This window comes from Actinoplanes sp. NBRC 101535 (assembly GCF_030269225.1).
In the GTDB taxonomy this organism is placed as follows: Bacteria; Actinomycetota; Actinomycetes; order Mycobacteriales; family Micromonosporaceae; genus Actinoplanes; species Actinoplanes rectilineatus.
The window spans coordinates 366,734-386,438 of the sequence record NZ_BSSY01000007.1 but is presented as its reverse complement, the minus strand read 5'-3'; the positions used below and the strand labels follow the sequence as shown (position 1 = coordinate 386,438).

Sequence of the window (19,705 nt, the reverse complement as noted above, 5' to 3'; positions counted from 1 at the left end):
GGGCCCGCGTCGGGGTCAGGCGACGTCGATCGCGTCCAGCTCGGCGAAATTCGTCCCCTTCGCGTACGCGACGAGATTGTCCCCGGCCTTGAGCGTGATCGACCGCTCGCTGATCTGCCAGTTGTCCCAGCCCGTCACGGGATAGTCCACGGTGCCGGCGTCGACCCCGTTCACGGTCAGGGTGTGGCCGGCCGCACCGGCGTCCGAACCGTTCGCGTACCGGCTGAAGAGCCGGTAGGTGCCGGCCCGCGGCACATGCACGGTGAACGTGATCCGGCTGTCGGCGAAATCGATGCCGCCGACGACGACGCCGTTGCTTGCCCCGCCCGCCGCGTAGCGCGCGTTGGCACGGGTGAAAGCGGCGTCCTCGGCCTCGTAACGGATCTTCGCCCCGGCCACGATCGGCCGGCTGCCCTGCCAGTCGAGCCGCTGCGAATACACCGCCCGGTAGGTGAAGTCCGCGTTCCAGCCGTGGAACACGATCCGGTCCCGGCCGTCCGGTCCGGTCACGATGTCCTGGCCGCCGGGACCGCGCACGTCACCGGCGAAGGCATCGGTGGTCATCAGGGGCTTCTCCGCTTTCGTGTACGGTCCGCGCAGACTGGCCGAGGTGGCGTAGCCGCTCACGTAGCTGCCGTTGCCGAAGAAGTTCGCCGAGTAGAACAGCACGTACGTGCCGGCGTGCTTCCACAGTGTCGGCGCCTCCACGAGGGTGCCCTCGAACGGCTTGCTCTGCTTGATCAGCTGAGTCACCGGCCCAGTGCGGCGCAACCCGTCCGCGCTGACCTGCTGCAGGTGCAGCCAGGTGTCCTGGGAGCAGCAGTTGCCGTCGTTCTTCCACAGCAGGTAACGGCGGCCGTTCTCGGCGTACGAGGACGCGTCGATCGCGCCACCGATCTCCGGCGTACAGACGAGGGAGGTCTCCTGCGGCTGGAACGGCCCGCCGGGCGCGGTGGCGGTGGCCGCGCCGATGCACTGTTTGCCGGAGGCCCGGTCGTGCGCGGTGTACCACATGACGAAGCTGCGCGGTCCGGTGGCGAACACCTCCGGCGCCCAGACGCCGTGGTCGCCGGACCCGCCGGGCGGGAACGACCAGTCCGGATCCACCCAGGCGCCCAGGGCGGGCAGCGCGTCGCTCTCCCGCACCTGCCAGGTGACCAGGTCGGTGGAGGTCGCCCACTTGATGTTCCGGCCGTCGCTGTTGGTCGCGTACGCGTAGTAGGTGCCACCGACCTTCATGACGTCCGGGTCCGCGAAGTTCTGATCGATGACCGGCCTGATGACGGCCGGGGCCACCGCCGCCGTGCGCAGACCCGCCGCCGACGACAACGCGCCGGCGACCAAACCCGGGACCAGCATCACCGAGGCGACGGCGACGGCGACGGCCGCCAAGCCCGTCGATCCGAACCGGGCACGGAACTGAATCATGAAGTCTCCTGCCATCGATGGATCTTCATCATGGTCATTTCCGCGGGATTTCTGTCAAGAGAAGTTTGTCGATCAGCGATGATCGGGGGGTGGAGCTCACGACCTGGTACCTGGAACAGACCGACCCGTCCCGGATCCGCCCCGCGCGACAGCCGGAGGTCCCGGTGGAGATCCGGCGCGCCGAGGTGCCCAGCGTCGAACTCAACCGCTACCTCTACACCGCGGTCGGCGGCGGCTGGCACTGGACCGACCGTCTGGGCTGGGACTGGCAGCAGTGGCAGGACTGGGTGACGGCGCCCGGCGTGGAGACCTGGATGGTGTCGGTCCGGGGCACTCCCGCCGGGTACGCCGAACTGGACGGCCGCACTCCCGGCGAGGTCGAGATCGCCTATTTCGGTCTGCTCCCCCAGTTCGCCGGGCAGCGGATCGGCGGCCACCTGCTCACCACCACCCTGACCGAGGCGTGGCGGCTGCCCGACCGCTGGCCGGACCGGCCCCCGGTCGGCCGGGTGTGGGTGCACACCTGCAGCTGGGACGGCCCGGCCGCGCTGGCCAACTATCAGGCGCGGGGTATGGAGCTGTATCGCACCGACGTGACCTCAGTCGACGAGCCCGCCGCCACCCCCGGCCCCTGGCCCGGGGCGAACCGCCCCTGACGCGAACCGCACGACCCGGTCGGCGCGCTCGCCGGGCTCCCACATCACCAGGTCGTGAGCGGCACCGGGGACGATCTCGGCGACCGCGTGCGGCATGTGGGCGGTGACCCGCGCGGCGACCTCCCGGGCATCGTAGAGCTGACTGTGCCCGCCGACCACCAGCAGCGTCGGCGCGGTGATCCGGGCCAGGTCGCCGTCGGTGAGCGGCGTCGGCAGGATGTGCCGGCGCCGGAACCCGAACGTCGCCTTGACCAGCCGCACCGCGTCGTCGTCGCGCAGGGTCACGTTCCGCAGGGTACGAGCCAGCGCGTGCCGCACCGGCCGGGGCGTGAACGTGGTAAGCCCGCCCGCGATCATCCAGACGATGAACCCGCGGCTGACCTCCCCGAACCCGCCCGGGTCGAACAGCGACAGACTCGCGACGGACTCCGGCGCGTGCAGCGAGTGACAGAGGGCGACCCAGCCGCCGTAGGAGGTCCCGACCAGGTGGGCCTGCCGGACGCCCAGCCCGGACAGCACCTCGCCGAGCCACCGCGACCAGTCCGCGCCACTGTCGATCGCGCGGGTCTGCACGGACGGCCCCGGCTCGCCGACCGGGTCGACGGCGATCACCGGGCGGGACGCGGCGAGCCGCCGCACGTAGGCGTGCCACATCAGCGACGGCCCGCCCGAGCCCGGGAGCAGCACGAACGGCACACCGTCGCCGGCACCCCCGCCCAGCCGGTGCACGCGGGTGGTGCCGAAACCGGTGTCCACGTCGGAGGGGACCGACTCGGGCGGCCAGAGCCGGTCCATCAGCTCCTGGTGGACGGCGTGGAATCGATCGCGGGCCTGGTCGTTGCGGAACTCACCGACGGGCATCAGGGCCTCCTCATCGATACTAAGCGATGCGCGCCGCCCCCACGTGGGTCGCGGACCGCCACACTTGCCGGGCCCAGGCCAGGTCGTCCTCGTCGTCGTAGAGGCAGGTCACGCAGAGGACCCCGGTGGCCGTCGCGGCGTACCCGTAGAACTCGTGGTGTGCCGTCGTCAGCCAGAAGGCCGCACGCAGAAGGTCACCGTCGTTCTCGGTCAGGCGGCCCGCGCAGCGCTCGGCGAGACCCGCGCTCAGCGCCGCGACGGCGGACGCGGCCGTCTCCCCCGCCGGCACGGCGAACACCTCGACCCGCACCGTCCGTCCCGGACCGGCGAACACCGTGACACCGTCGTCGTCACGCGGACCGAGACCGGCCGTACGCTCGAGCGACCACTCGGCGGTGACCGGCTGCCGCACGCTCATCGGCAGCGGATGCGCGATCCGGCTGAGCACCAGGTCCCGGTCCCACCCGATCGGAGTGGCTGCGCAAGCACCTCGGCTCCCTCGTCTCCTGAGCCTGCGCCCTCACGCCGAGACAGCCGAAGGCGCTGAAGGTCCCGAAGGCAGCGCCGGGTAGTCGGTGTAGCCGGTCTCGCCGCCGACGTACATCAGGTGGCGGTTGCGGACCTGGTTGACCGGCGCGCCGGTGCGCAGACGCTCGACCAGGTCGGGGTTGGCCAGGAACGGCCGGCCCAGGGCGGTCAGGTCGGCGCGAAGCCCGCGTCGACGGCACGCCGGGCGGTGGTGGCGAACTCGGCGACCGTGGCCCGGATGCCCGCGCCGGTCATCTCCCGCGGCACCACCGGCGACGGCGGGCTCGAACAGGCCGGCGATGGAATTCATGCCGCCACCATAGGAGTTGACACCAGTGTCAGCTTCAAGTCCCGATGGCCGCGATCCTCGCGGCAGCATCTCCCGTCACACGTCCGTGAGCGACGGTGTGAACAGGAGATTTCCGGATTGTGGATGACGGAACCCGGGCCGCCTCTCCCCACTAGCCTTATGCGCAATAAAGGGCTTATGTCAGGGGAGGTGGAGGATGCGACGGCTCGCGGCGATCCCCGTCGCTCTGCTGGCCTTCCTCCTGCTGCTCCTGCACATGTCCATGCCGCACCACGGGCAGCCCCGGGCCACGGCCGGACGGGTCTCCACGGTGTGTACCGGCCGGGTCGGCTACCAACCGCAGCCGCCCGCGCCGGAGATGCACGAGCCCGCGACCGAACGGGTGAACCTGCCCGACCGCCAGGCTCCGGCCGCGGTCAGCGACGTGGAGTCCGAGGTCGTCTGCGAGGTCTCGGCCCCCACGCCCCGCGGGCACCGCGGCACCACCCGGCCGGCGACGACCGGCCGGCAGCCCGCATTACACGTCGTCCTTCAGGTGTTCCGGTGCTGACAGGTTCCCGGCACGACCGCTGATCGCTGACTCCGCCGCCACGGGCCGCGGGTCACGGCGATGCGTGCCGTCCCGCCACCGTCAGTCTCGTTCCCGGGCATCGAAGGAATCCACCATGCGCATTTTCGGTCTCCCCGCACCACCCCGTGCCGACCTCACCGCCTCCCTCGTCGTCTTCCTGGTCGCGCTGCCGCTGTGTGTCGGCGTCGCCGTGGCCTCCGGCGTCCCCGCCGAACTCGGCCTGGTCACCGGAATCGTCGGCGGTCTCGTCGTCGGCGTCCTGCCGGGCAGCACCCTGCAGGTCTCCGGCCCGACCGCCGGACTGGCCGTGCTGGTCGCCGAGGCCGTCGGCACCTACGGGCTGCCCGCTCTCGGCACGATCGTGCTGGCCACCGGTCTGGTGCAGGCCGCCCTCGGCGTCGCCCGTCTGGGCCGCTGGTTCCGGGCGACGTCGGTGGCCGTCGTCGAGGGCACGCTCACCGGCATCGGCCTGATCATCATCGCCGGTCAGGCGTACGCGATGGCCGGTCTGACCGCGCCCACCAGCGGCTGGGACAAGATCCGGGGGTTGGCCGTGCTCCCGGCCCGGATCGCCGCGTCGCCCACCGCCCCGGCCACGTTCGCGGTCGGCGCCGGAACGCTCCTGCTGCTTCTCGCCTGGCGGCACCTGCCGTCGCGGATCAGGTCGGTCCCCGGCCCGCTGGCAGCGGTCGCCGCCGGGACCCTGGCCACCAGGATCGGCGACCTGCCCGTCGCCCGCATCGAGATCCGCGGCCTGCTGGACGCCGTCCAGCCCCTCGGCGGCGGCTCGATCGCCGTGCTCGGCGCCACCGGATTCGCCGGGACGGTGGTCGCGTTCACCCTGATCGCCTCGGCGGAGAGCCTGTTCAGCGCCGCAGCCGTCGACCGGTTGCACAACGGTCCGCGTACCGACTACGACCGGGAACTCATCGCCCAGGGCGCCGGGAACGCGGTGTGCGGTCTGCTCGGCGCGCTGCCGATGGCCGCGGTGATCGTCCGTAGTGCCGCCAACGTGCAGGCCGGGGCGCGTACCCGAGCATCCCGCGTGATGCACGGCGCCTGGCTGCTGCTGTTCGCCGCACTGCTGCCGGCCGTCCTCGCCCAGCTCCCGGTGGCAGCGCTGGCGGCGGTCCTGGTCCACTCCGGCGGAAAACTCATGCCGGTCGGTTTCCTGCCCGGCCTGTGGCGCGAACACCGCGGCGAAGCGGTGATCCTGATGTCCACCGCCGGAACGGTCGTGCTGTTCAGCCTCTTCGAAGGTGTCCTCGCCGGCCTGCTCCTGGCGATCACCAAAACGGCGTGGCAGTCTTCGATGCTGTCGGTCGTCACCCACGACACCGGCAGCGGCCCGGTCCGGGTGCGTGTCGCCGGAACCGCCACGTTCCTGCGGCTCCCGGTGCTGCTCGACGCGCTGGAGGCGGTCCCGGCGGACCGGCCCGTCCTGCTGGATCTGACCGCGAGCCGCCTCGACCACGCCTGCCGCAGCGCGGTCACCGGCTGGATGGAACAGCACGGCAACCGCTGCGAACAACCACCGGGCACACCTTCTCCGGCCTGACGGTCACTCTCCTTCTCTCGTACGCGTAAAAGCACGCCGCCGTGGTCAGCCGGCCTCCTGGATCAGTCGAGTCCGCACGGCGGTCACGTCCTCCGGTGACAGACCGGCCGCGACCAGCACGGCCTGCGCGTCGAGTCCGGCGAGCAGGTCGTGCAGGACCGCCGCGATCGTGGTGCCCCGCTCGGCCAGCCGGTCCGCCACCGGATCAGCCACCGTCGGATGCGCGAAATAGGCCCGCAGCCGTTCCCCGCTCGCCGCATAGTCCTCGACGATCGCACCCGGCTCCACCCCGGCCAGCGCCAGCAGGAGCAGGGCGACCAACCCGGTCCGGTCCCGGCCGATCCCGCAGTGGATCACCACACCGCCGGGGCCGGCCCGGGCCACGGCGCGGACCGCGGCCACACACCGCTGCGCCTTGTGTTCCAGGAACGGCCGGTAGATGAGCGGCGTGCCGTCGATGTCCTCGTCGATCCAGCGGTACCAGAACGCCGTGTCGTCGTTGTCATCCAGCGGCACCGGGACCACGGTGATCCCTTCCGGACGGGACACCGCCTCGGCACGCTCGTCGTCCTCCCGCAGGTCGACCACGGTGCGGATGCCGTGCGCGTACAGCTGAAGCCATCCCTGCGGCGTCAGCCGATCCAGGCTGTCCGTGCGCACCACCGCGCCCCACCGCGTGGCCCGGCCGTCCGAGGTGGGGAGTCCGCCCAGGTCACGGGCGTTGTAGCAGCCCGCCCACTCGAGATGTCGATCGACGTTCATGCACCGACCCTAGACACGTTTCGTGGTCAGGGTGCGAACCCCATCCGTGTGTTGATTTGGGGCGCGCTGGACGCCCGAAGTCCACACACCCATGCGGGGTGTGGTGAATACGGGCGCGCTGCACGCCCCAAATCAACACACCCGTGGGGGCGTGGTGAATACGGGCGGGATGGGCGGGCTGAAGTCACCACGCAGGCAGACCCTGATGGCGAAAGGTGTCCAGCGGCGGCAGCCAACAGCGCACGACGTGCGACGGCAGCCTCGGGATAGTCTGTCGTCGCGCACTCTCCTTATCGGTGGGTGCTGGAGACCGCGGGCAGGATCACGTTTCGGTACGTCCGGTGTCTTCGGAACGTGTCTCCAGGCGTTCGTACCTCTGCTTGGCCGCCTGCGGTGTATTGAGTCCCAGGCCGAAGGCGATGTCCTGCCACGTCATGCCTCTGCTCCGGGCAATCCTCAGCAGGGCCAGCTCGGTGGAGTCAAGGTCGGCCCGGACGCTGGGCAGCAGGGTCAGCGCCGCGACGACGTCGTCGTGATCTACATCCTGCTCACCCGGCTCCGGGATGATCGAGCCGCTGGCAAGTCCCGCTACGAGTCGAATCACCTCATGTGGAGCGGGCATGGTGGGATGCGCCTGCCGTGATCGGCGGGCGGGACTGTCGGCGTGCCGGTCGATCAGATGCGTCAGGGATCGGTAGGTGCGCGACGCGCGCTGCGCCGCAGAGTCAGGTCGAGCAAAGAGGTCGGACACGCGTTGAAGCATGACTTATCAACGCCACGTTTTCAACTATCTGTTGAAAAAAGAATCGCTGACCTTGATGTGAAGCACGGCAAAGCGGTCGGGCCCCTTCGATGAGGATGAGCAGACCGATCCCGATCAACAGGACGTGTCTTTGCACCTTCGCGACGACCCGTCGGGCGTCGAAGACCGGCATGTCAGGTCACCACCAGAACGGCCGGTCACCAATAGAAGAAGAACGCTCTGGCCAACGTGGGCCCCAGGGTCCAGAACGGCGGGAACGGCTCCTCGGGGTCGCCGGAGAGGAGAGCCGCCAGGATGAGGACCGTGAAGGGAACGAGGACGAGCGCCGGTGGGGTGAGGACGACGATCAGCGGCACCGGGTGGCGGCGCCAGGCGTGTCCGGCCGCCGCTCCGGCCAACGCGCCGAACAGGGCGCCGATCAGCGCTCCGGCGGTCGGCCCGATGGTGGCGCGGTAGAACGTCAGCTCCGGCCCGAGCCCGTGGTTGACGTAGACCACGACCAGGTCGTCCTTCTGCGCGCGCCAGCTCGCACAGATGTACCCGGTGATCTCGGCGAAACCCGCCCAGCCGTGCCGTTCCGCGCTGTCCCGGGCGAGCCCGTCCAGGCTGCAGTCGCGGGCTTCGTCGAGGGTGGCCTCGTCATCCTCGGAGGCGTACAGGATCTCGACGTACCCCTGGCCGGACTCCTCGTCGCCCAGCCGCGAACCGTAGACGTAGTCGCGCCGGTCGAGCTCACCGGCCGGGACGACACCCGGCACGATGTCCGCGGCCATCCGCAGTGCCTCCACGTTGTCCGGCAGGGGCCCCGGGTTGAGGCTGCCGATCCACGAACCCGCGGTCGCGCCGATGATCCCGAACGCCACCGCACCGAGGACCACCGCCACCGCGCGGGCGAACCGCTCGCTTTCCGCCACTGTCGTCCGGCCCCTCTCCACGGCTCCGCCGACCGGGACCAGACCATAGACGATCTTGTTATATCTCGGGTACGCGCCGCCGCAACAGGCAGAACTCGTTGCCCTCCGGGTCGGCGAGCACGTGCCATGTCTCGTCGCCGGTCTGCCCGACGTCGGCGGGGCGGGCGCCGGCCGCGAGCAACCGGTCCAGTTCCTCGGCCTGGTCCCGGTCGGTCGGGTTCACGTCGATGTGCAGGCGCAACTGGCCGCTCTTGGGTGTGTCGGTACGGCTGAGGATGATCGTGGGCTGCGGGCCGCCGAACCCGGCACCGGGCGGGCCGATCTCGATGTCGTCGCCGTCCCGGCCGAGTTCCACATAGCCCAGCACCTCGCACCAGAACCGGGCCAGCAGCTCCGGATCGCGGGCGTCCAGGACGAGTTCGGTGATACGCGCTGCCACGCCGCCACGATACGCCGCGATCACCCGTCGCAGCGGGACCAGCGCAGCGCGTACCCGAGCAAGGGCGCCTCAGGGCAGCGTGGCGCATTAGGATCGCGGCATGGCTCGGACGGATACGGCTTCCCGGACGATCGTGGCACCGCTCGACCGGGTCTATGCGGCGCTCGTCGACCCCGCGGCGCTGACCAGGTGGCTGCCTCCGGAGGGGATGAGCGGCCGGTTCGAGCGGTTCGACCTGCGGCCCGGCGGGTCGTACCGGCTGGTCCTCACCTACGCCGACGCCTCGGCCGCGCCGGGCAAGACCACCGCGGACTCGGACGTCGTCGAGGCCCGGTTCGTGGACGTCGTCGACGGTGTGCGGGTGGTGCAGGCGGTCGACTTCGTCTCGGACGACCCGGACCAGGCCGGCACCATGACGATGACGTGGGAGGTCACCGCGGTGCCGGACGGCACCCGGGTGGACATCCGGGCCGACGACGTTCCGGCCGGCGTCTCCGCCGCCGATCACGCCGCCGGCATGAACTCCTCGCTGGCGAACCTCGCCGCGCATCTCGAGGACTGAAGAACGGGATTCAGGACAGGCCGGCGGCGGTGTCGTAGCGGCGGCGCAGGTCGGCCATCTCCGTCTCGGTCAGCGCCTCGGTCCGGGCCACCTCGGCGTACTTCGGCGGGAACATCTGCCGGAGCCGGTCGGCGTACCGGATCTGCTCGGTCGCCTCGACCACCTGGATCCCGGTGGGGTCGGTGGACATGTCGAGGATGACCGGGCCGGCCAGTTTGACCGCGATGTCCCACGGGCTGTTCGGCTCGGCGACGCCGCAGAGGTGGAAGCCGTAGACCGTGCGCACCTCGGTGATGCCGGCCGCCCCGGACGGTTCGTAGCCGTAGACGCGGACGCCGCAGATCACCGGCGCGGATCCGGCCTGATGGCCGGCGTGTTGATGCTGGTCGGGACTCGACTGTTCGAGAGTGTCCCGCATCCGGGCGGTCAACAGCTCGTCCAGGTCGGGTGTGCCGCCGGCCCGGGTCAGGACGACCGTGCCCGCTGCGACGACCAGCAGGACCAGTGCCGCCCACAGATAACGCCACCGCATGACATCACCCCTGCCCGAGGAGAGAACATCCGGTCCGGGACGCCGGTGGGACGTCCCGGACCGGTGACGCCGGTCAGGCGAAGGTCACGTCGCTGCACCACATGTAGGCCTGGTCCAGGTGCGAGGCCTGCCAGATGACGAACAGGACGTGGTGGCCGGTGTAGCCGGAGGTGGTGATCGGGAACGAGATGTTGTTGGCCGGCGCGTACTTGCCGGTCTGCGTGATGAAGTCGAGGTTGCCCCAGCCGAGGGTCTGGGTGGTCGGGTCGAACCCCTGCTTGCTGACGTAGACCTTGAAGTAGTCGGCGCCGTGGCTGGCCTGGTCGTACAGGTTGACGGTGAAGTTGCTGGTCACCGTGGTGGACTTCCAGTTGCCGGCCTTGTTGAGGCTGGCGTTGCGGGACAGGTTGTTGCTGCACAGGGTCCCGTCCGGGGTCTGTGCCTGGAACTGTCCACCGAGGCCGTCGCGCAGGGCGCTCATCCAGTTCCACATGGTGTCGGGGTTCGCCTGGAACGCCTGGTAGCACGTCGGGTCCTGCGTCTGCATGAGCGGGTCGGTGTGGTGGGTGCCCCAGTCCTGCCAGCACTGATAGGCGCGGCTGGCCGGGTTGACGATGGTGCCGTGGGCCTGCGCGGCGCCCGCCGACTGCAGGGTGCCCACCACGAGCGCCACGAGCAGGACCAGGATTTTGAGGGTACGCGGAAGAGCTGAGCGACGAGACGTGTGAGGACGCACGGTTCGACCTCCCAGAGGGGGTTTCGGGGGATACGGGGATTGGGAGCGCTCCCAGGTAGGATTCCACCCCACTGTCCGAATATCAACCCAGATCTATGCCTAAAGTCGCGACGGCCCCTCCGCGCCACGGGCGTGCTTCACCTCGTACCCGATAAGGGGATTTTGATCTCTTTCGGTACTCTGGGCGTCCCCCGCGGCCATGGAGCTGAATGTGATCGAGCAAGGCAGGCCCGGACACGGCCCGCTGCAACCGGACGACCCCCGCTTCCTCGGCGACTACGAGGTGGTCGGCCGACTCGGAGCCGGCGGGATGGGCGTCGTCTACCTCGCACGCGGCACCAACGGCCGGCTCGTCGCCGTCAAGGTCGTACACGCCGCGGTCGCCGACGACCCCGAGTTCCGCAGCCGGTTCCGCGACGAGGTGGCCCGAGCCCGGCAGGTGCCGCCGTTCTGCACCGCCGAAGTCCTCGACGCCGACCCGGACGCCTACCGCCCCTACCTCGTCGTCGAATACGTGGACGGGCCGACACTGGGCCACGAGGTCCGCTCGAAGGGCCCGCTGTCCCCGTCCAACCTGCACGGCGTCGCGATCGGGGTGGCCACCGCACTGGCCGCGATCCACGGCGCCGGAGTCATCCACCGCGACCTGAAACCGGGAAACGTCCTGCTCGCGCCGGGCAGCCCCAAGGTGATCGACTTCGGCATCGCGCGAGCACTGGAGGACACCCAGAGCCGGCTCACCCGCACCGGCGTCTACATGGGCACGGTCAGCTACATGGCGCCGGAACGGTTCGACGAGCCCGCCACTCCCCTGACACCTGCGGCCGACATCTTCGCCTGGGGCTGCGTGATCGCCTTCGCCGGGACCGGGAACCCGCCGTTCGACGGCGGCACCCCGATGGCCACCATGGCACAGATCATCAACGGCAAGCCGCGGCTGGACGGCATGCCGGACGGTCCGCTGCGGCAACTGGTCGAGGAGGCGCTGGCCACCGACCCGCGGCGGCGGCCGACAGCGGAGCAGTTGCTGGCGCGGCTGCTCAACGGGCGTCCGGCTGCGGCAGCGCCCGCGTCCGGCCCCTCTTCCGCCTCCGGCTCCTCTTTCACCTCGGCTTTCTCCTCCCTGGAGCATCCGACGCGGCTCCTGGGTGACCCGGCGTCTCCCCGTCGCCAGCGGCGGCGCCTGGTGGTCGGCGCGGTGGCCGCCGTGGTGCTGGCGGCCGCGGCGGTCGGCGGGATCATCGCCGCCACCTCGTCGTCGTCCTCCTCCGCAGAACCCGTCGCCTCGCCGACGACACCCTCCCCGACGCCCACGGTGGAGGAACGCGACCAGCCGCCGATCAACGCGGTCGACGTCGCCGAGGGCACCGCGGACTACGGGCCGTACTTCGTGCACAACATGGCCACCGGCCTGTGCGTCGACATCCCCGGCGAGGGCCCCGGCCAACCGAACGGTCCCGTGCTGCAGGACCTCTGCAAGAAGCTGACCGAAGACAACCAGGAGTTCCTCTTCGTCCCGAACGGCGAGGACGAGGACGGCAACCAGCTCTACTGGATCCGCAACACCGACGACGACATGTGCCTGGACGTGCCGGGCGCGGAGGCGGTCGACGCCGGCACCGACGTCAGCGAGGTACAGTGCTTCGCCGACGACAACCAGGACTACCGCCTGGAGAAGCAGCTGACGTCCCGGGGCTGGGACTACTACCGCCTGGTCAACGCCTCCTCCGGCCTGTGCCTGGACGTGTCCGGCGTGGGGGACGGCGGCCAGGGCGCACGCCTGACCCTGACCACCTGCACCTCCGGCGACGACCACGAGTGGGCCCTGGTGAAGAAGTCCGAGTGGTGACGGCGTCCACCGCGACGTCACGCCGCCAGGTATCTGTTCCCGTGCGGCATCGTGCCATCGACATGCCGATCGCGGGCTGACCGTCGACCGGAGACTCCACCCGTGATCGGCGGCGTCCACCAGGCGTGCCGTGGGGCCACGTACAGTGATGGGGCACAACGAAGGAGATCCACGGTGACCGACATTTCCCCTGAAGACTGGCAGATGCTGCGCACTCGCGCCCGCGAGGCGATGGCCAAGGCCTACGCGCCGTATTCGAAGTTCCCGGTCGGGGTGGCCGCCCTGGTCGACGACGGACGGGTGGTCACCGGCGCGAACGTCGAGAACGCGTCGTACGGTCTCGGCCTGTGCGCCGAATGCTCTCTGGTCACCGACCTCATCATGACCGGCGGCGGCAGCCTGACCGCGTTCGTCTGCGTGGACGGCGACGGCAACACGCTGATGCCGTGCGGGCGGTGCCGTCAGCTGCTCTACGAACACTCGGCCGAAGGCATGCTCCTGGAGACCCTGACCGGCATCAAAACCATCGACGAGGTCCTGCCGGACGCGTTCGGGCCGCGTACGCTACGCGCCTACCAGGACAGCCACTGATCAGTCCGGGTCGTCGGGCGGGTCGAACGTCAGCGTGAGCGTGCTGCGGTAGGCGCCGCCGCCCGCAGACCGGGTCCGCTCGACGGGTTCCGTTCCGTGCCGCCACAGCCGGGTCGCGCGGAACGCCCAACCGTCCTGGCGCGCCGCCTCCCACTCCAGCATCACCTGGTCACCGGCGTCGAGGGCGGCATACCCGGCGACCGCCACCGCGCTGAAACCCGCCCAGCAGCCGCCCGGCGTCTCCGGCGAGTCGACGACTCCCCAGCCCTCGTCCGCGTCCCACAACCGCACCGTCCCCCGAACCGCCATCCCCGACATCATCCCTCACCCCGCCGCGGCAGACCGGGTCCATCAGCCGACGCCAGCCGCTTGCCACTGGACACGTTCAGTCGTCGGAGCCAGCGTGGTGATTTCGGGCGCCCAGCACACCCGAACTCACCACACCCACAACAGCGTGGTGATTTGGGGCGTCCAGCACACCCGAACTCACCACACCCACAACAGCGTGGTGATTTGGGGCGTCCAGCGCGCCCGTAATCACCACACCGCCACGGGTGTGGTGAATTGGGGCGTCCAGCGCGCCCGTAATCACCACGCGGACGGGCTTCGCATCCTGACCGCGACTCGGCGACTCGGCGACTCGGCGATTTTGGTGCGGAGACCACCGCATGAGGTGGCCGTCGCACCAAGATCGCCAACGAGGCGCGGGCGGGCGAGCGGGGGCGGGCGAGCAAGTGCTCAGGGACGGCTGGGCTCCGCGAAGCGGGCCTGCGCGTCGGTGACCACGTCGGCGTAGCGGGTGGCCCACTCGCCCATCGCCTGCATCGGTTCCAGCAGGGCCGCGCCGGCCTCCGTCAGCGCATAGTCGACCCGCGGCGGCGCCTCCCGGTAGGCGCGGCGTTCCACCAGCCCGTTGCGTTCCAGGCGGCGCAGCGCGTCGTTGAGGGACTTCGGGCTGATGCCGCCGATCCGGGCGAGCAGCGTCGCCGGGCGGGCCGGGCCGTGTGCGTCGATCGTCAGCACGACGACGCTGTCCCAGCGGTTGGCCAGCACCTCGAACGCCACCCGGGCCTGGCAGTCGGCCGTGAATCCGGATCTCATCGGACCATCCTGCCCGACCCCACGCACACCGTTCGGTGCGTATCGGCCTGCCTACCGTTTCCCCGCACAACCGCTGCTGCATCAAGGGGACACAAAACATGAAGATCGGCATTTGGGGTACGGGGACGATGGCCGCCAACCTGGGCGGCGCCTGGGTCGCGGCCGGCCACGACGTGGTGGTCGGTGGCCGGGACGAGCGGCGGGCGGCGCGGACCGCCGAACGGATCGGCGCCACCGGACACGGGAGTCTCCGGGACGCCGCCGTTCACGGTGAGGCGATCCTGCTCGCGGTGCCCGCAGGCGAGGCGCCGACGCTGGTGCACGGTCTCGCCGGGGAGGTGGCCGGGCGCACCCTGATCGACTGCACCAATCCGCTCGAGCACACACCCGACGGCCTCATGCTCGGTGCGGGCGGGGCCGCCGCGGTGGCGGCGAGCGCGACGGAGGCGTACACCGTGAAGGCTTTCCATCTCTGTCATGCCAGCATCTGGACCTTGCGGCCGCCGGTGTTCGAGGGTGTGCCGCTGGCCGTCCCCTACTGCACCGACCATGCCGGGGCCGCGGCCGTGACCGAATCGCTGATCACGTCGCTGGGCTGCACCCCGGCCGCGTGCGGCGGGCTGGCCCGGGCCGGTTACCTGGAGGCGGCGTCGGCGCTGGCGATCGGCCTGTGGTTCAGCGGCGCCCAGCCGCGGGCGGCGTTCCCCTTCCCCGCCGAGGCCTGACAGCGCAGGCCGGTGATGATTAGGCGTGTCGTTGTACTGGGATCCGACGGGCGCCCTGACGCCCGGACAGCGTGAAGACTTCCGGGGCCGCTGGGAGGATCTCCTGTGGCTCAACGTTCCCGGGCCGTTCTGGACCGGCGAGACCGACAACGGCTGGACTGGCCGGATGTACGCCCCCGGCCACGTTCTCTACGGCGGCGAACACTTCACCGAGTTCGTGTTCCGGCAGCCACGAACGACGGCCGAGGTGGCTGCGGTCGTCGCCGCAGCCGGGGATGATCCCTTCGGCGGGTACGGCTGCGACGGCGACGACCGGTGGACGCCGGAGACCGTCCGCGCGTGGTGGCAGGACCGCGACCGGGCCGTCGAGCACGTCGAGGGATTGCGCCGGCAGTGGACCGACGGTGAGCGTGCGGACGAGCGGGAGGCCGCGGACGGGCTGGCCGACTTCGCCTCCTATCTCGACGGGTCGCTGCGGGAGGATCTCCGGATCTACCTGTTCTGGTTGATCGAGCGCCGGTCGCCCCGTCCCGGGGAGCCGCTGCCGGCCCTGTGAGCCGCTCAGCGGGATCCGGCGGCGACCAGCTTCGCGGTGATCGGCTGCAGGAGGGTGATCAGTTCGTCGAGCTCGGCGGGGGTGAGGGTCTCGTAGGGCGCCTCGGCCAGCTCGTCGGTGGACGCCTCGATCGCCTGCCGGGTGGCGCGGCCGGCGTCGGTGAACCGGCCGTCCGCGTCGACGAGACCGCGGGTGCGCAGGCCGTCCAGCACCGCGGCCAGGCGCTTCTTCGGCAGGTGGTGGATGCGCCCGAACGTCTCCGGCGGGTGGATGCCCATGGCCAGCGCGCTGAGCACGTGTGCCTCGGTGCCGCCGATCCGCGCGCCGACGAGCGCCGCGATGTGCCCGTCGGCGCGGTGTTCGCGCAGCATGGTCGCCGCGTGCCACAGGCGGGCCACCGGGTCGGCGGGGATCGGGAGGGTGCGCATGCCCGCGTACATCATCCGGCCCGCGGTGGGCGCGCCGGTCGCGGCCCGGGTGGTCAGGTCGGCGGCCCGGGACAGGCCTGGCGAGCCGGCGAGTTCGGCGCCGAGGATCCGGCGCAGCGAGTTCGCGCTGCCCCGTTGCCGCGCCGCGACGGACTCCTCGGGCGGGATCGTCTCCCACGCGCTCGGGATGTGCCGCGCGGCTTCCCCGTCGGCGAAGCTGTAGAACGCCGCGTGCACCACCTCGGCCGGCACCCGGCCCAGCGGGGCGGCCCGGCTGGCGAAGTAGCCGTCCCAGTAGGTGCGGTGGCCGAGGGCGGCCAGTTCCGCATTGCACTCGTCGGCGAAGAAGGTGACCAGGCAGATCGGTTCGAGCAGCTCGTACATCCGGCGCGCGGTGGTGGGCATGGCCGCCATCATCGCCCGGCACGGCGGTGGGCAGCCGCGACACTCCCCCGGCCGGGTGAGGAATCACCCCGGCACCGGCATCGGCGCCTAGCGTTGTGATCATGAAGAAGGGGTCAGACAGCGACTCGGACATGAGGGCGTCCGACGCCCGCGGCGACAACAAGGCGATGATCCTGACGGGTGTCGGGGTCGGGCTGGTCGGCTTGACGATGGCGAACTTCCCCGCACACGACTGGGCCGTCCTCCTCGGCACCGCCGCGGTCGCGTTGACCTACGTCGCGATCGGCATCCTGATCTGGGCGCTGCGGTCGAACATCGGACCGGGCAGCGGACTGGGCAGCACGTCGTGGTCGCGGCTGAAGGACGCCGAGGACGTCGACGAGGTGCTGGCCATGACGACCCACGAGTCGCCGGAGGCGCGGCAGCGACGCGAGGCCGAACTCCAGTGGCTGCTGGCCCGCCGGGTGTGGCGCAAGCACCGCCTGATCGTGACCGCCGTCCAGCTCATGCTGGTGGCCGTGGGCATGTTGACCGTCGCCCAGATCCCCGACGGCCTGGATCGCCTTCACCACTCGGTGACGTCGACGGTGACCGGCGAGGTGGGACGGGTGACGCAGGACGGCACCAGCCCGGCCTCCCGCTGACGGGGCGTCAGACAGTTCGGCTCGCTCGTCACCACCGTGCCGGAACGCAACTTCACCAGGCACTCGCCGCAGTTGCCGACCGTGCACGAGTAGGGCATCGTCACCCCGGCGGCCAGGCCCGCGTCGAGCAGGGTCGTTCCGGGGTCGACGACGACCGTGGTGACCGGCTCGCCGTCCTGTTCGACGGTCATCGGGTGTGGTCCGGTCGCCGGGACGTCCCCGTCGAGCGCGCTGGCGTAACTCTCCACATGGATCCGCTGCGCCGGCACGCCCCGCGCGGTGAGCACGGCCCGCGCCGCCTCGAGCACCCCGTCCGGGCCGCACACGAGGTATTGCGCCGACTCGGCGGGGGCGATCGCGTCCAGCCAGGCGGTGATGGCCGGCTCGTCGAGGCGTCCCCGGTCGCCGGTCCAGCCGGGTGCGGGCCGGGTCAGCCGGTGCGTCACCGACAGGCGACCGCGGCGCTTGCGGGTCAGGCGGGCCAGTTCCGCTGCGAACAGTGTGCCGCCCTCGTCCCGGTTGCCGTAGAGAAGGGCCATCCGCCCGGGCGCGCCGCCGCGGATCATGCTCATCATCGGGGTGACCCCGCTGCCCGCGGCGATCATGACGAGATCGGTGGCGTCGGGACCGCTGTGGAACGTACCCGATGGTCCCTTGACCTCGAAGTGATCTCCGGGGCGGATGCTCTGGCTCGCGTGGGTGGAGAACAGCCCGCCGGGAACCCGTTTGACGGTGACCTCCAGGTTTCGTGAGCCGGGCGCCGACGACGCCGAGTAGGCGCGCCGGACCGGACGACCGTCCACCTCGGTGACCAGGGTGAAGAACTGTCCGGGCCGGAAGTCGATCGGCCGGCGTGACGCGGTGTCGCGCAGCACGACGGTGACCGCGTCCGGTGTCTCCCGGCGCACCCGCACGACCCGCATCCGCCGTGTCCCGCTCACCGGCTTGTCCGATGCCGCATAGCCCTCGTCGGCCAGCGCCTTGCGGTAGGAGAGGTCCATCACCCGGCGCAACACCCCGGACAACGCGGTGACCGGCCGCAACAGCACGCCTGCGGGGATCCCGGCGATCCGGTCGGCGCCGCCGGTGGCATGCCGGGCGCCGATCGCCACCATGTTCGGTGTCCGCGACGGATCAGCTCGCTGCGCGGCCCGCCACAACCGCGACCCGGTCACGGCCGCGTTCTTGCGCAGCGACGCATCGTGTACGCGAAAAAGCAGCGCCGCCTGCGGTGCGACGTCCCGCAGTCGCATCGTGTCCAGCAGTTCCGGATCGACGGTGATCGTGGCGGTGCCGTGCACGTGCAGGACGTCGGCGCTGCCCGGGCGCAACGCGGCGAAGGCGATGCGGTCGTCGTCGAGCAGGTTGTGGAAGGTGTCGGCCCGCTGGTTGCCGCGGCGGTCCGGGATGATCAGGGTGTGCCCGTCGAGCACCCGCACGAAGCCGGGCTGGTCGCCGCGCGGGCTGGTGTCGTCACCGGTGCTCAGCACCAGGAACGGGCTGACCTGCAGGAACTCCCGGACCAGCCGGTCACCGAGCGGGCCGCCGAGCTCCGGCACGTCCCGGAATTCCCGGTCGACGGCCGGCTGCCACAGCCGGGACCGCAGCACCGCCCGGGCACAGTGGATGTACGTCTCCCGGACGTCGACTGTCAGCCGCCCGTCGCGGAATCCGGCCGCCACCCCGTTGAGCCGCAGCGTCTCCCCGACCCCGGGCAGCAGGAACAGCATCGACACGCCCGCACCCACCACCGGTCCGTCCCCCGCCACTTCGAAGGAGATCCGCTCCGGTGACTGGACCCGGGCGAACCCGGCTGCCCCACCGACGTACGTCGACCGGCGGTTGCCGTCACCATCGAGATAGCCGAGACCGGCGATCGGGGAGAACTCCAGCACCTGCACGCAGCCGTCGTCGAGCCGGTCGAGCTGCTTCCTCATGACGATCGCGGCGGGCCGCCCGATGGTGGCCTCCAGTCGCTCCACGGCCTGCACGGTGTTGGTATTTTCCCAGCTCATGACACTATTCTGAGCTGTTGCTCACCTTTCGGCTACTCGCTTTTGCGGCCCTCGAGGAGGACCCCTGTGCCCCGCGACAACAGCCCACGTCGCAAGCCCCGGCAGGTACGCGCGGAACTCACCCGCGACCGCATCCTGACCGCCGCTGCTCACATTTTCACCGAGCACGGGTACGCCGCCGGCACCACCAACCGCATCGCCGAACGGGCCCGCGTCTCGATCGGCTCGGTGTACCAGTACTTCCCCAACAAGGAGTCGATCCTCGCCGCGCTCCTGGTCGACCACATCGAACGCGACGCCGCGGCCGCCCTCGACCTGGACGGTCTGCCCCTGCCGGAGGCGCTGCGCCTGTTCGCCCGCCGCACCATCGACAACCACCAGCACGACCCACGGTTGCTCCGCATGATGATCGAGGAGGCCCCGATCGACGCGGACTTCATCGGCAAGGTCCTCGCGTACGAGCAGGAACGCGTCGCCCAGGTCCGCGCCCTGCTCGCCGGCCACCCGCAGATCCGCGTCGACGACCTGGACACCGCCGCCCTGATGATCGTCAACACGGTCGAGATGCTGCCGCACAAACTGCTCGCCACCCGGCAACTCGACCCGCGCCGGCTGGAGGACGAGCTCGTCACCATGCTCACGCGCTACCTGACAGCGTCTGACCAGACCGCGGGGTGACCGGCTGGGATCGACTCGCACGGGGCCGGCCGCCGGCATCGCCCGTCTCGGCGGCGAGCTGCGAACGGACGACGCCGGCCCCGCCGTATCAGG

General features: G+C 70.8%; 24 protein-coding genes. 10 read left to right on the top strand and 14 right to left on the bottom strand.

The genetic code is table 11. The annotated features are described in order from the left end of the window. Nucleotides 1–15: 15 nt before the first annotated feature. Nucleotides 16–1,428: a family 43 glycosylhydrolase gene (locus QSK32_RS22010; protein ID WP_285472989.1), complete on the bottom strand. Its 1,413-nt coding sequence runs from the start codon at nucleotides 1,426–1,428 to the stop codon at nucleotides 16–18. An 89-nt stretch (nucleotides 1,429–1,517) separates the two neighbouring features. Between QSK32_RS22010 and QSK32_RS22005 the strand changes: the two genes are divergently transcribed. Next, nucleotides 1,518–2,084 carry a GNAT family N-acetyltransferase gene (locus QSK32_RS22005; protein WP_285472988.1) on the top strand — a complete coding sequence of 189 codons (567 nt, stop codon included), beginning with the start codon at nucleotides 1,518–1,520 and terminating at the stop codon, nucleotides 2,082–2,084. Here the strand turns inward: QSK32_RS22005 and QSK32_RS22000 are convergent. The 3 genes from QSK32_RS22000 to QSK32_RS45745 form a co-directional block, all read right to left on the bottom strand. After that, complete coding sequence (locus QSK32_RS22000; protein ID WP_285472987.1) at nucleotides 2,028–2,945, bottom strand: alpha/beta fold hydrolase; 918 nt, start codon at nucleotides 2,943–2,945, stop codon at nucleotides 2,028–2,030. The two genes, QSK32_RS22005 and QSK32_RS22000, sit on opposite strands and share 57 nt — an antisense overlap. 19 nt (nucleotides 2,946–2,964) lie before the next feature. Beyond that, complete coding sequence (locus tag QSK32_RS21995) at nucleotides 2,965–3,393, bottom strand: hypothetical protein (RefSeq protein ID WP_285472986.1); 429 nt, start codon at nucleotides 3,391–3,393, stop codon at nucleotides 2,965–2,967. Between the two features lie 72 nt (nucleotides 3,394–3,465). After that, complete coding sequence (locus QSK32_RS45745; protein WP_502872545.1) at nucleotides 3,466–3,783, bottom strand: hypothetical protein; 318 nt, start codon at nucleotides 3,781–3,783, stop codon at nucleotides 3,466–3,468. A gap of 196 nt (nucleotides 3,784–3,979) precedes the next feature. Here QSK32_RS45745 and QSK32_RS21985 point away from each other — a divergent pair, with 196 nt between their 5' ends. Next, complete coding sequence (locus tag QSK32_RS21985) at nucleotides 3,980–4,333, top strand: hypothetical protein (RefSeq protein ID WP_045743562.1); 354 nt, start codon at nucleotides 3,980–3,982, stop codon at nucleotides 4,331–4,333. 115 nt (nucleotides 4,334–4,448) lie between these two features. Next, on the top strand, nucleotides 4,449–5,912 hold the full coding sequence (locus QSK32_RS21980; protein ID WP_285472985.1) for a SulP family inorganic anion transporter: 1,464 nt from the start codon (nucleotides 4,449–4,451) through the stop codon (nucleotides 5,910–5,912). A 45-nt stretch (nucleotides 5,913–5,957) separates the two neighbouring features. On the opposite strand, the gene QSK32_RS21975 is transcribed toward QSK32_RS21980, so the two are convergent. The 4 genes from QSK32_RS21975 to QSK32_RS21960 form a co-directional block, all read right to left on the bottom strand. Beyond that, nucleotides 5,958–6,674 (bottom strand): tyrosine-protein phosphatase, encoded by a 717-nt coding sequence (locus tag QSK32_RS21975; RefSeq protein WP_285472984.1) that lies wholly within the window; start codon nucleotides 6,672–6,674, stop codon nucleotides 5,958–5,960. A 322-nt stretch (nucleotides 6,675–6,996) separates the two neighbouring features. Further along, on the bottom strand, nucleotides 6,997–7,425 hold the full coding sequence (locus tag QSK32_RS21970; RefSeq protein WP_245674024.1) for a DNA-binding protein: 429 nt from the start codon (nucleotides 7,423–7,425) through the stop codon (nucleotides 6,997–6,999). 209 nt (nucleotides 7,426–7,634) lie between these two features. Continuing rightward, the gene (locus QSK32_RS21965) at nucleotides 7,635–8,351 is read right to left on the bottom strand and encodes a hypothetical protein (protein ID WP_285472983.1); all 717 of its coding nucleotides are present in this window, start codon (nucleotides 8,349–8,351) and stop codon (nucleotides 7,635–7,637) included. A 58-nt stretch (nucleotides 8,352–8,409) separates the two neighbouring features. After that, on the bottom strand, nucleotides 8,410–8,790 hold the full coding sequence (locus QSK32_RS21960) for a VOC family protein (RefSeq protein ID WP_285472982.1): 381 nt from the start codon (nucleotides 8,788–8,790) through the stop codon (nucleotides 8,410–8,412). A 100-nt stretch (nucleotides 8,791–8,890) separates the two neighbouring features. Between QSK32_RS21960 and QSK32_RS21955 the strand changes: the two genes are divergently transcribed. Next, on the top strand, nucleotides 8,891–9,352 hold the full coding sequence (locus QSK32_RS21955; RefSeq protein ID WP_045743568.1) for an SRPBCC domain-containing protein: 462 nt from the start codon (nucleotides 8,891–8,893) through the stop codon (nucleotides 9,350–9,352). Between the two features lie 10 nt (nucleotides 9,353–9,362). On the opposite strand, the gene QSK32_RS21950 is transcribed toward QSK32_RS21955, so the two are convergent. Beyond that, nucleotides 9,363–9,884, bottom strand: a complete 522-nt coding sequence (locus QSK32_RS21950; protein ID WP_285472981.1) for a hypothetical protein — start codon at nucleotides 9,882–9,884, stop codon at nucleotides 9,363–9,365. A 73-nt stretch (nucleotides 9,885–9,957) separates the two neighbouring features. Beyond that, complete coding sequence (locus QSK32_RS21945; protein ID WP_245674025.1) at nucleotides 9,958–10,620, bottom strand: lytic polysaccharide monooxygenase auxiliary activity family 9 protein; 663 nt, start codon at nucleotides 10,618–10,620, stop codon at nucleotides 9,958–9,960. 211 nt (nucleotides 10,621–10,831) lie between these two features. On the opposite strand from QSK32_RS21945, the gene QSK32_RS21940 reads away from it, so the two are divergent. Beyond that, nucleotides 10,832–12,469 carry a serine/threonine protein kinase gene (locus tag QSK32_RS21940; RefSeq protein WP_285472980.1) on the top strand — a complete coding sequence of 546 codons (1,638 nt, stop codon included), beginning with the start codon at nucleotides 10,832–10,834 and terminating at the stop codon, nucleotides 12,467–12,469. Between the two features lie 174 nt (nucleotides 12,470–12,643). Then, nucleotides 12,644–13,060, top strand: a complete 417-nt coding sequence (locus tag QSK32_RS21935; RefSeq protein WP_245674027.1) for a cytidine deaminase — start codon at nucleotides 12,644–12,646, stop codon at nucleotides 13,058–13,060. Here the strand turns inward: QSK32_RS21935 and QSK32_RS21930 are convergent, their stop codons facing one another. Then, nucleotides 13,061–13,369, bottom strand: a complete 309-nt coding sequence (locus tag QSK32_RS21930; protein ID WP_045743571.1) for a cold-shock protein — start codon at nucleotides 13,367–13,369, stop codon at nucleotides 13,061–13,063. 429 nt (nucleotides 13,370–13,798) lie between these two features. Then, on the bottom strand, nucleotides 13,799–14,161 hold the full coding sequence (locus QSK32_RS21925; RefSeq protein ID WP_285472979.1) for a winged helix-turn-helix transcriptional regulator: 363 nt from the start codon (nucleotides 14,159–14,161) through the stop codon (nucleotides 13,799–13,801). A gap of 98 nt (nucleotides 14,162–14,259) precedes the next feature. On the opposite strand from QSK32_RS21925, the gene QSK32_RS21920 reads away from it, so the two are divergent. Continuing rightward, on the top strand, nucleotides 14,260–14,886 hold the full coding sequence (locus QSK32_RS21920; protein ID WP_285472978.1) for an NADPH-dependent F420 reductase: 627 nt from the start codon (nucleotides 14,260–14,262) through the stop codon (nucleotides 14,884–14,886). 25 nt (nucleotides 14,887–14,911) lie between these two features. Beyond that, nucleotides 14,912–15,442 (top strand): hypothetical protein, encoded by a 531-nt coding sequence (locus QSK32_RS21915; protein ID WP_285472977.1) that lies wholly within the window; start codon nucleotides 14,912–14,914, stop codon nucleotides 15,440–15,442. Nucleotides 15,443–15,447: 5 nt separating this feature from the next. Here QSK32_RS21915 and QSK32_RS21910 read toward each other — a convergent pair whose 3' ends face one another. Further along, the gene (locus tag QSK32_RS21910; RefSeq protein WP_045743575.1) at nucleotides 15,448–16,275 is read right to left on the bottom strand and encodes an SCO6745 family protein; all 828 of its coding nucleotides are present in this window, start codon (nucleotides 16,273–16,275) and stop codon (nucleotides 15,448–15,450) included. A 101-nt stretch (nucleotides 16,276–16,376) separates the two neighbouring features. On the opposite strand from QSK32_RS21910, the gene QSK32_RS21905 reads away from it, so the two are divergent. After that, nucleotides 16,377–16,919: a Pycsar system effector family protein gene (locus QSK32_RS21905; RefSeq protein WP_285472976.1), complete on the top strand. Its 543-nt coding sequence runs from the start codon at nucleotides 16,377–16,379 to the stop codon at nucleotides 16,917–16,919. Here the strand turns inward: QSK32_RS21905 and QSK32_RS21900 are convergent. Next, nucleotides 16,841–18,934, bottom strand: coding sequence for a 2Fe-2S iron-sulfur cluster-binding protein (locus QSK32_RS21900; protein ID WP_285472975.1), 2,094 nt, complete (start codon nucleotides 18,932–18,934; stop codon nucleotides 16,841–16,843). The two genes, QSK32_RS21905 and QSK32_RS21900, sit on opposite strands and share 79 nt — an antisense overlap. A gap of 66 nt (nucleotides 18,935–19,000) precedes the next feature. Between QSK32_RS21900 and QSK32_RS21895 the strand changes: the two genes are divergently transcribed. Next, nucleotides 19,001–19,612: a TetR/AcrR family transcriptional regulator gene (locus QSK32_RS21895; RefSeq protein ID WP_285472974.1), complete on the top strand. Its 612-nt coding sequence runs from the start codon at nucleotides 19,001–19,003 to the stop codon at nucleotides 19,610–19,612. Nucleotides 19,613–19,705 lie beyond the last annotated feature (93 nt).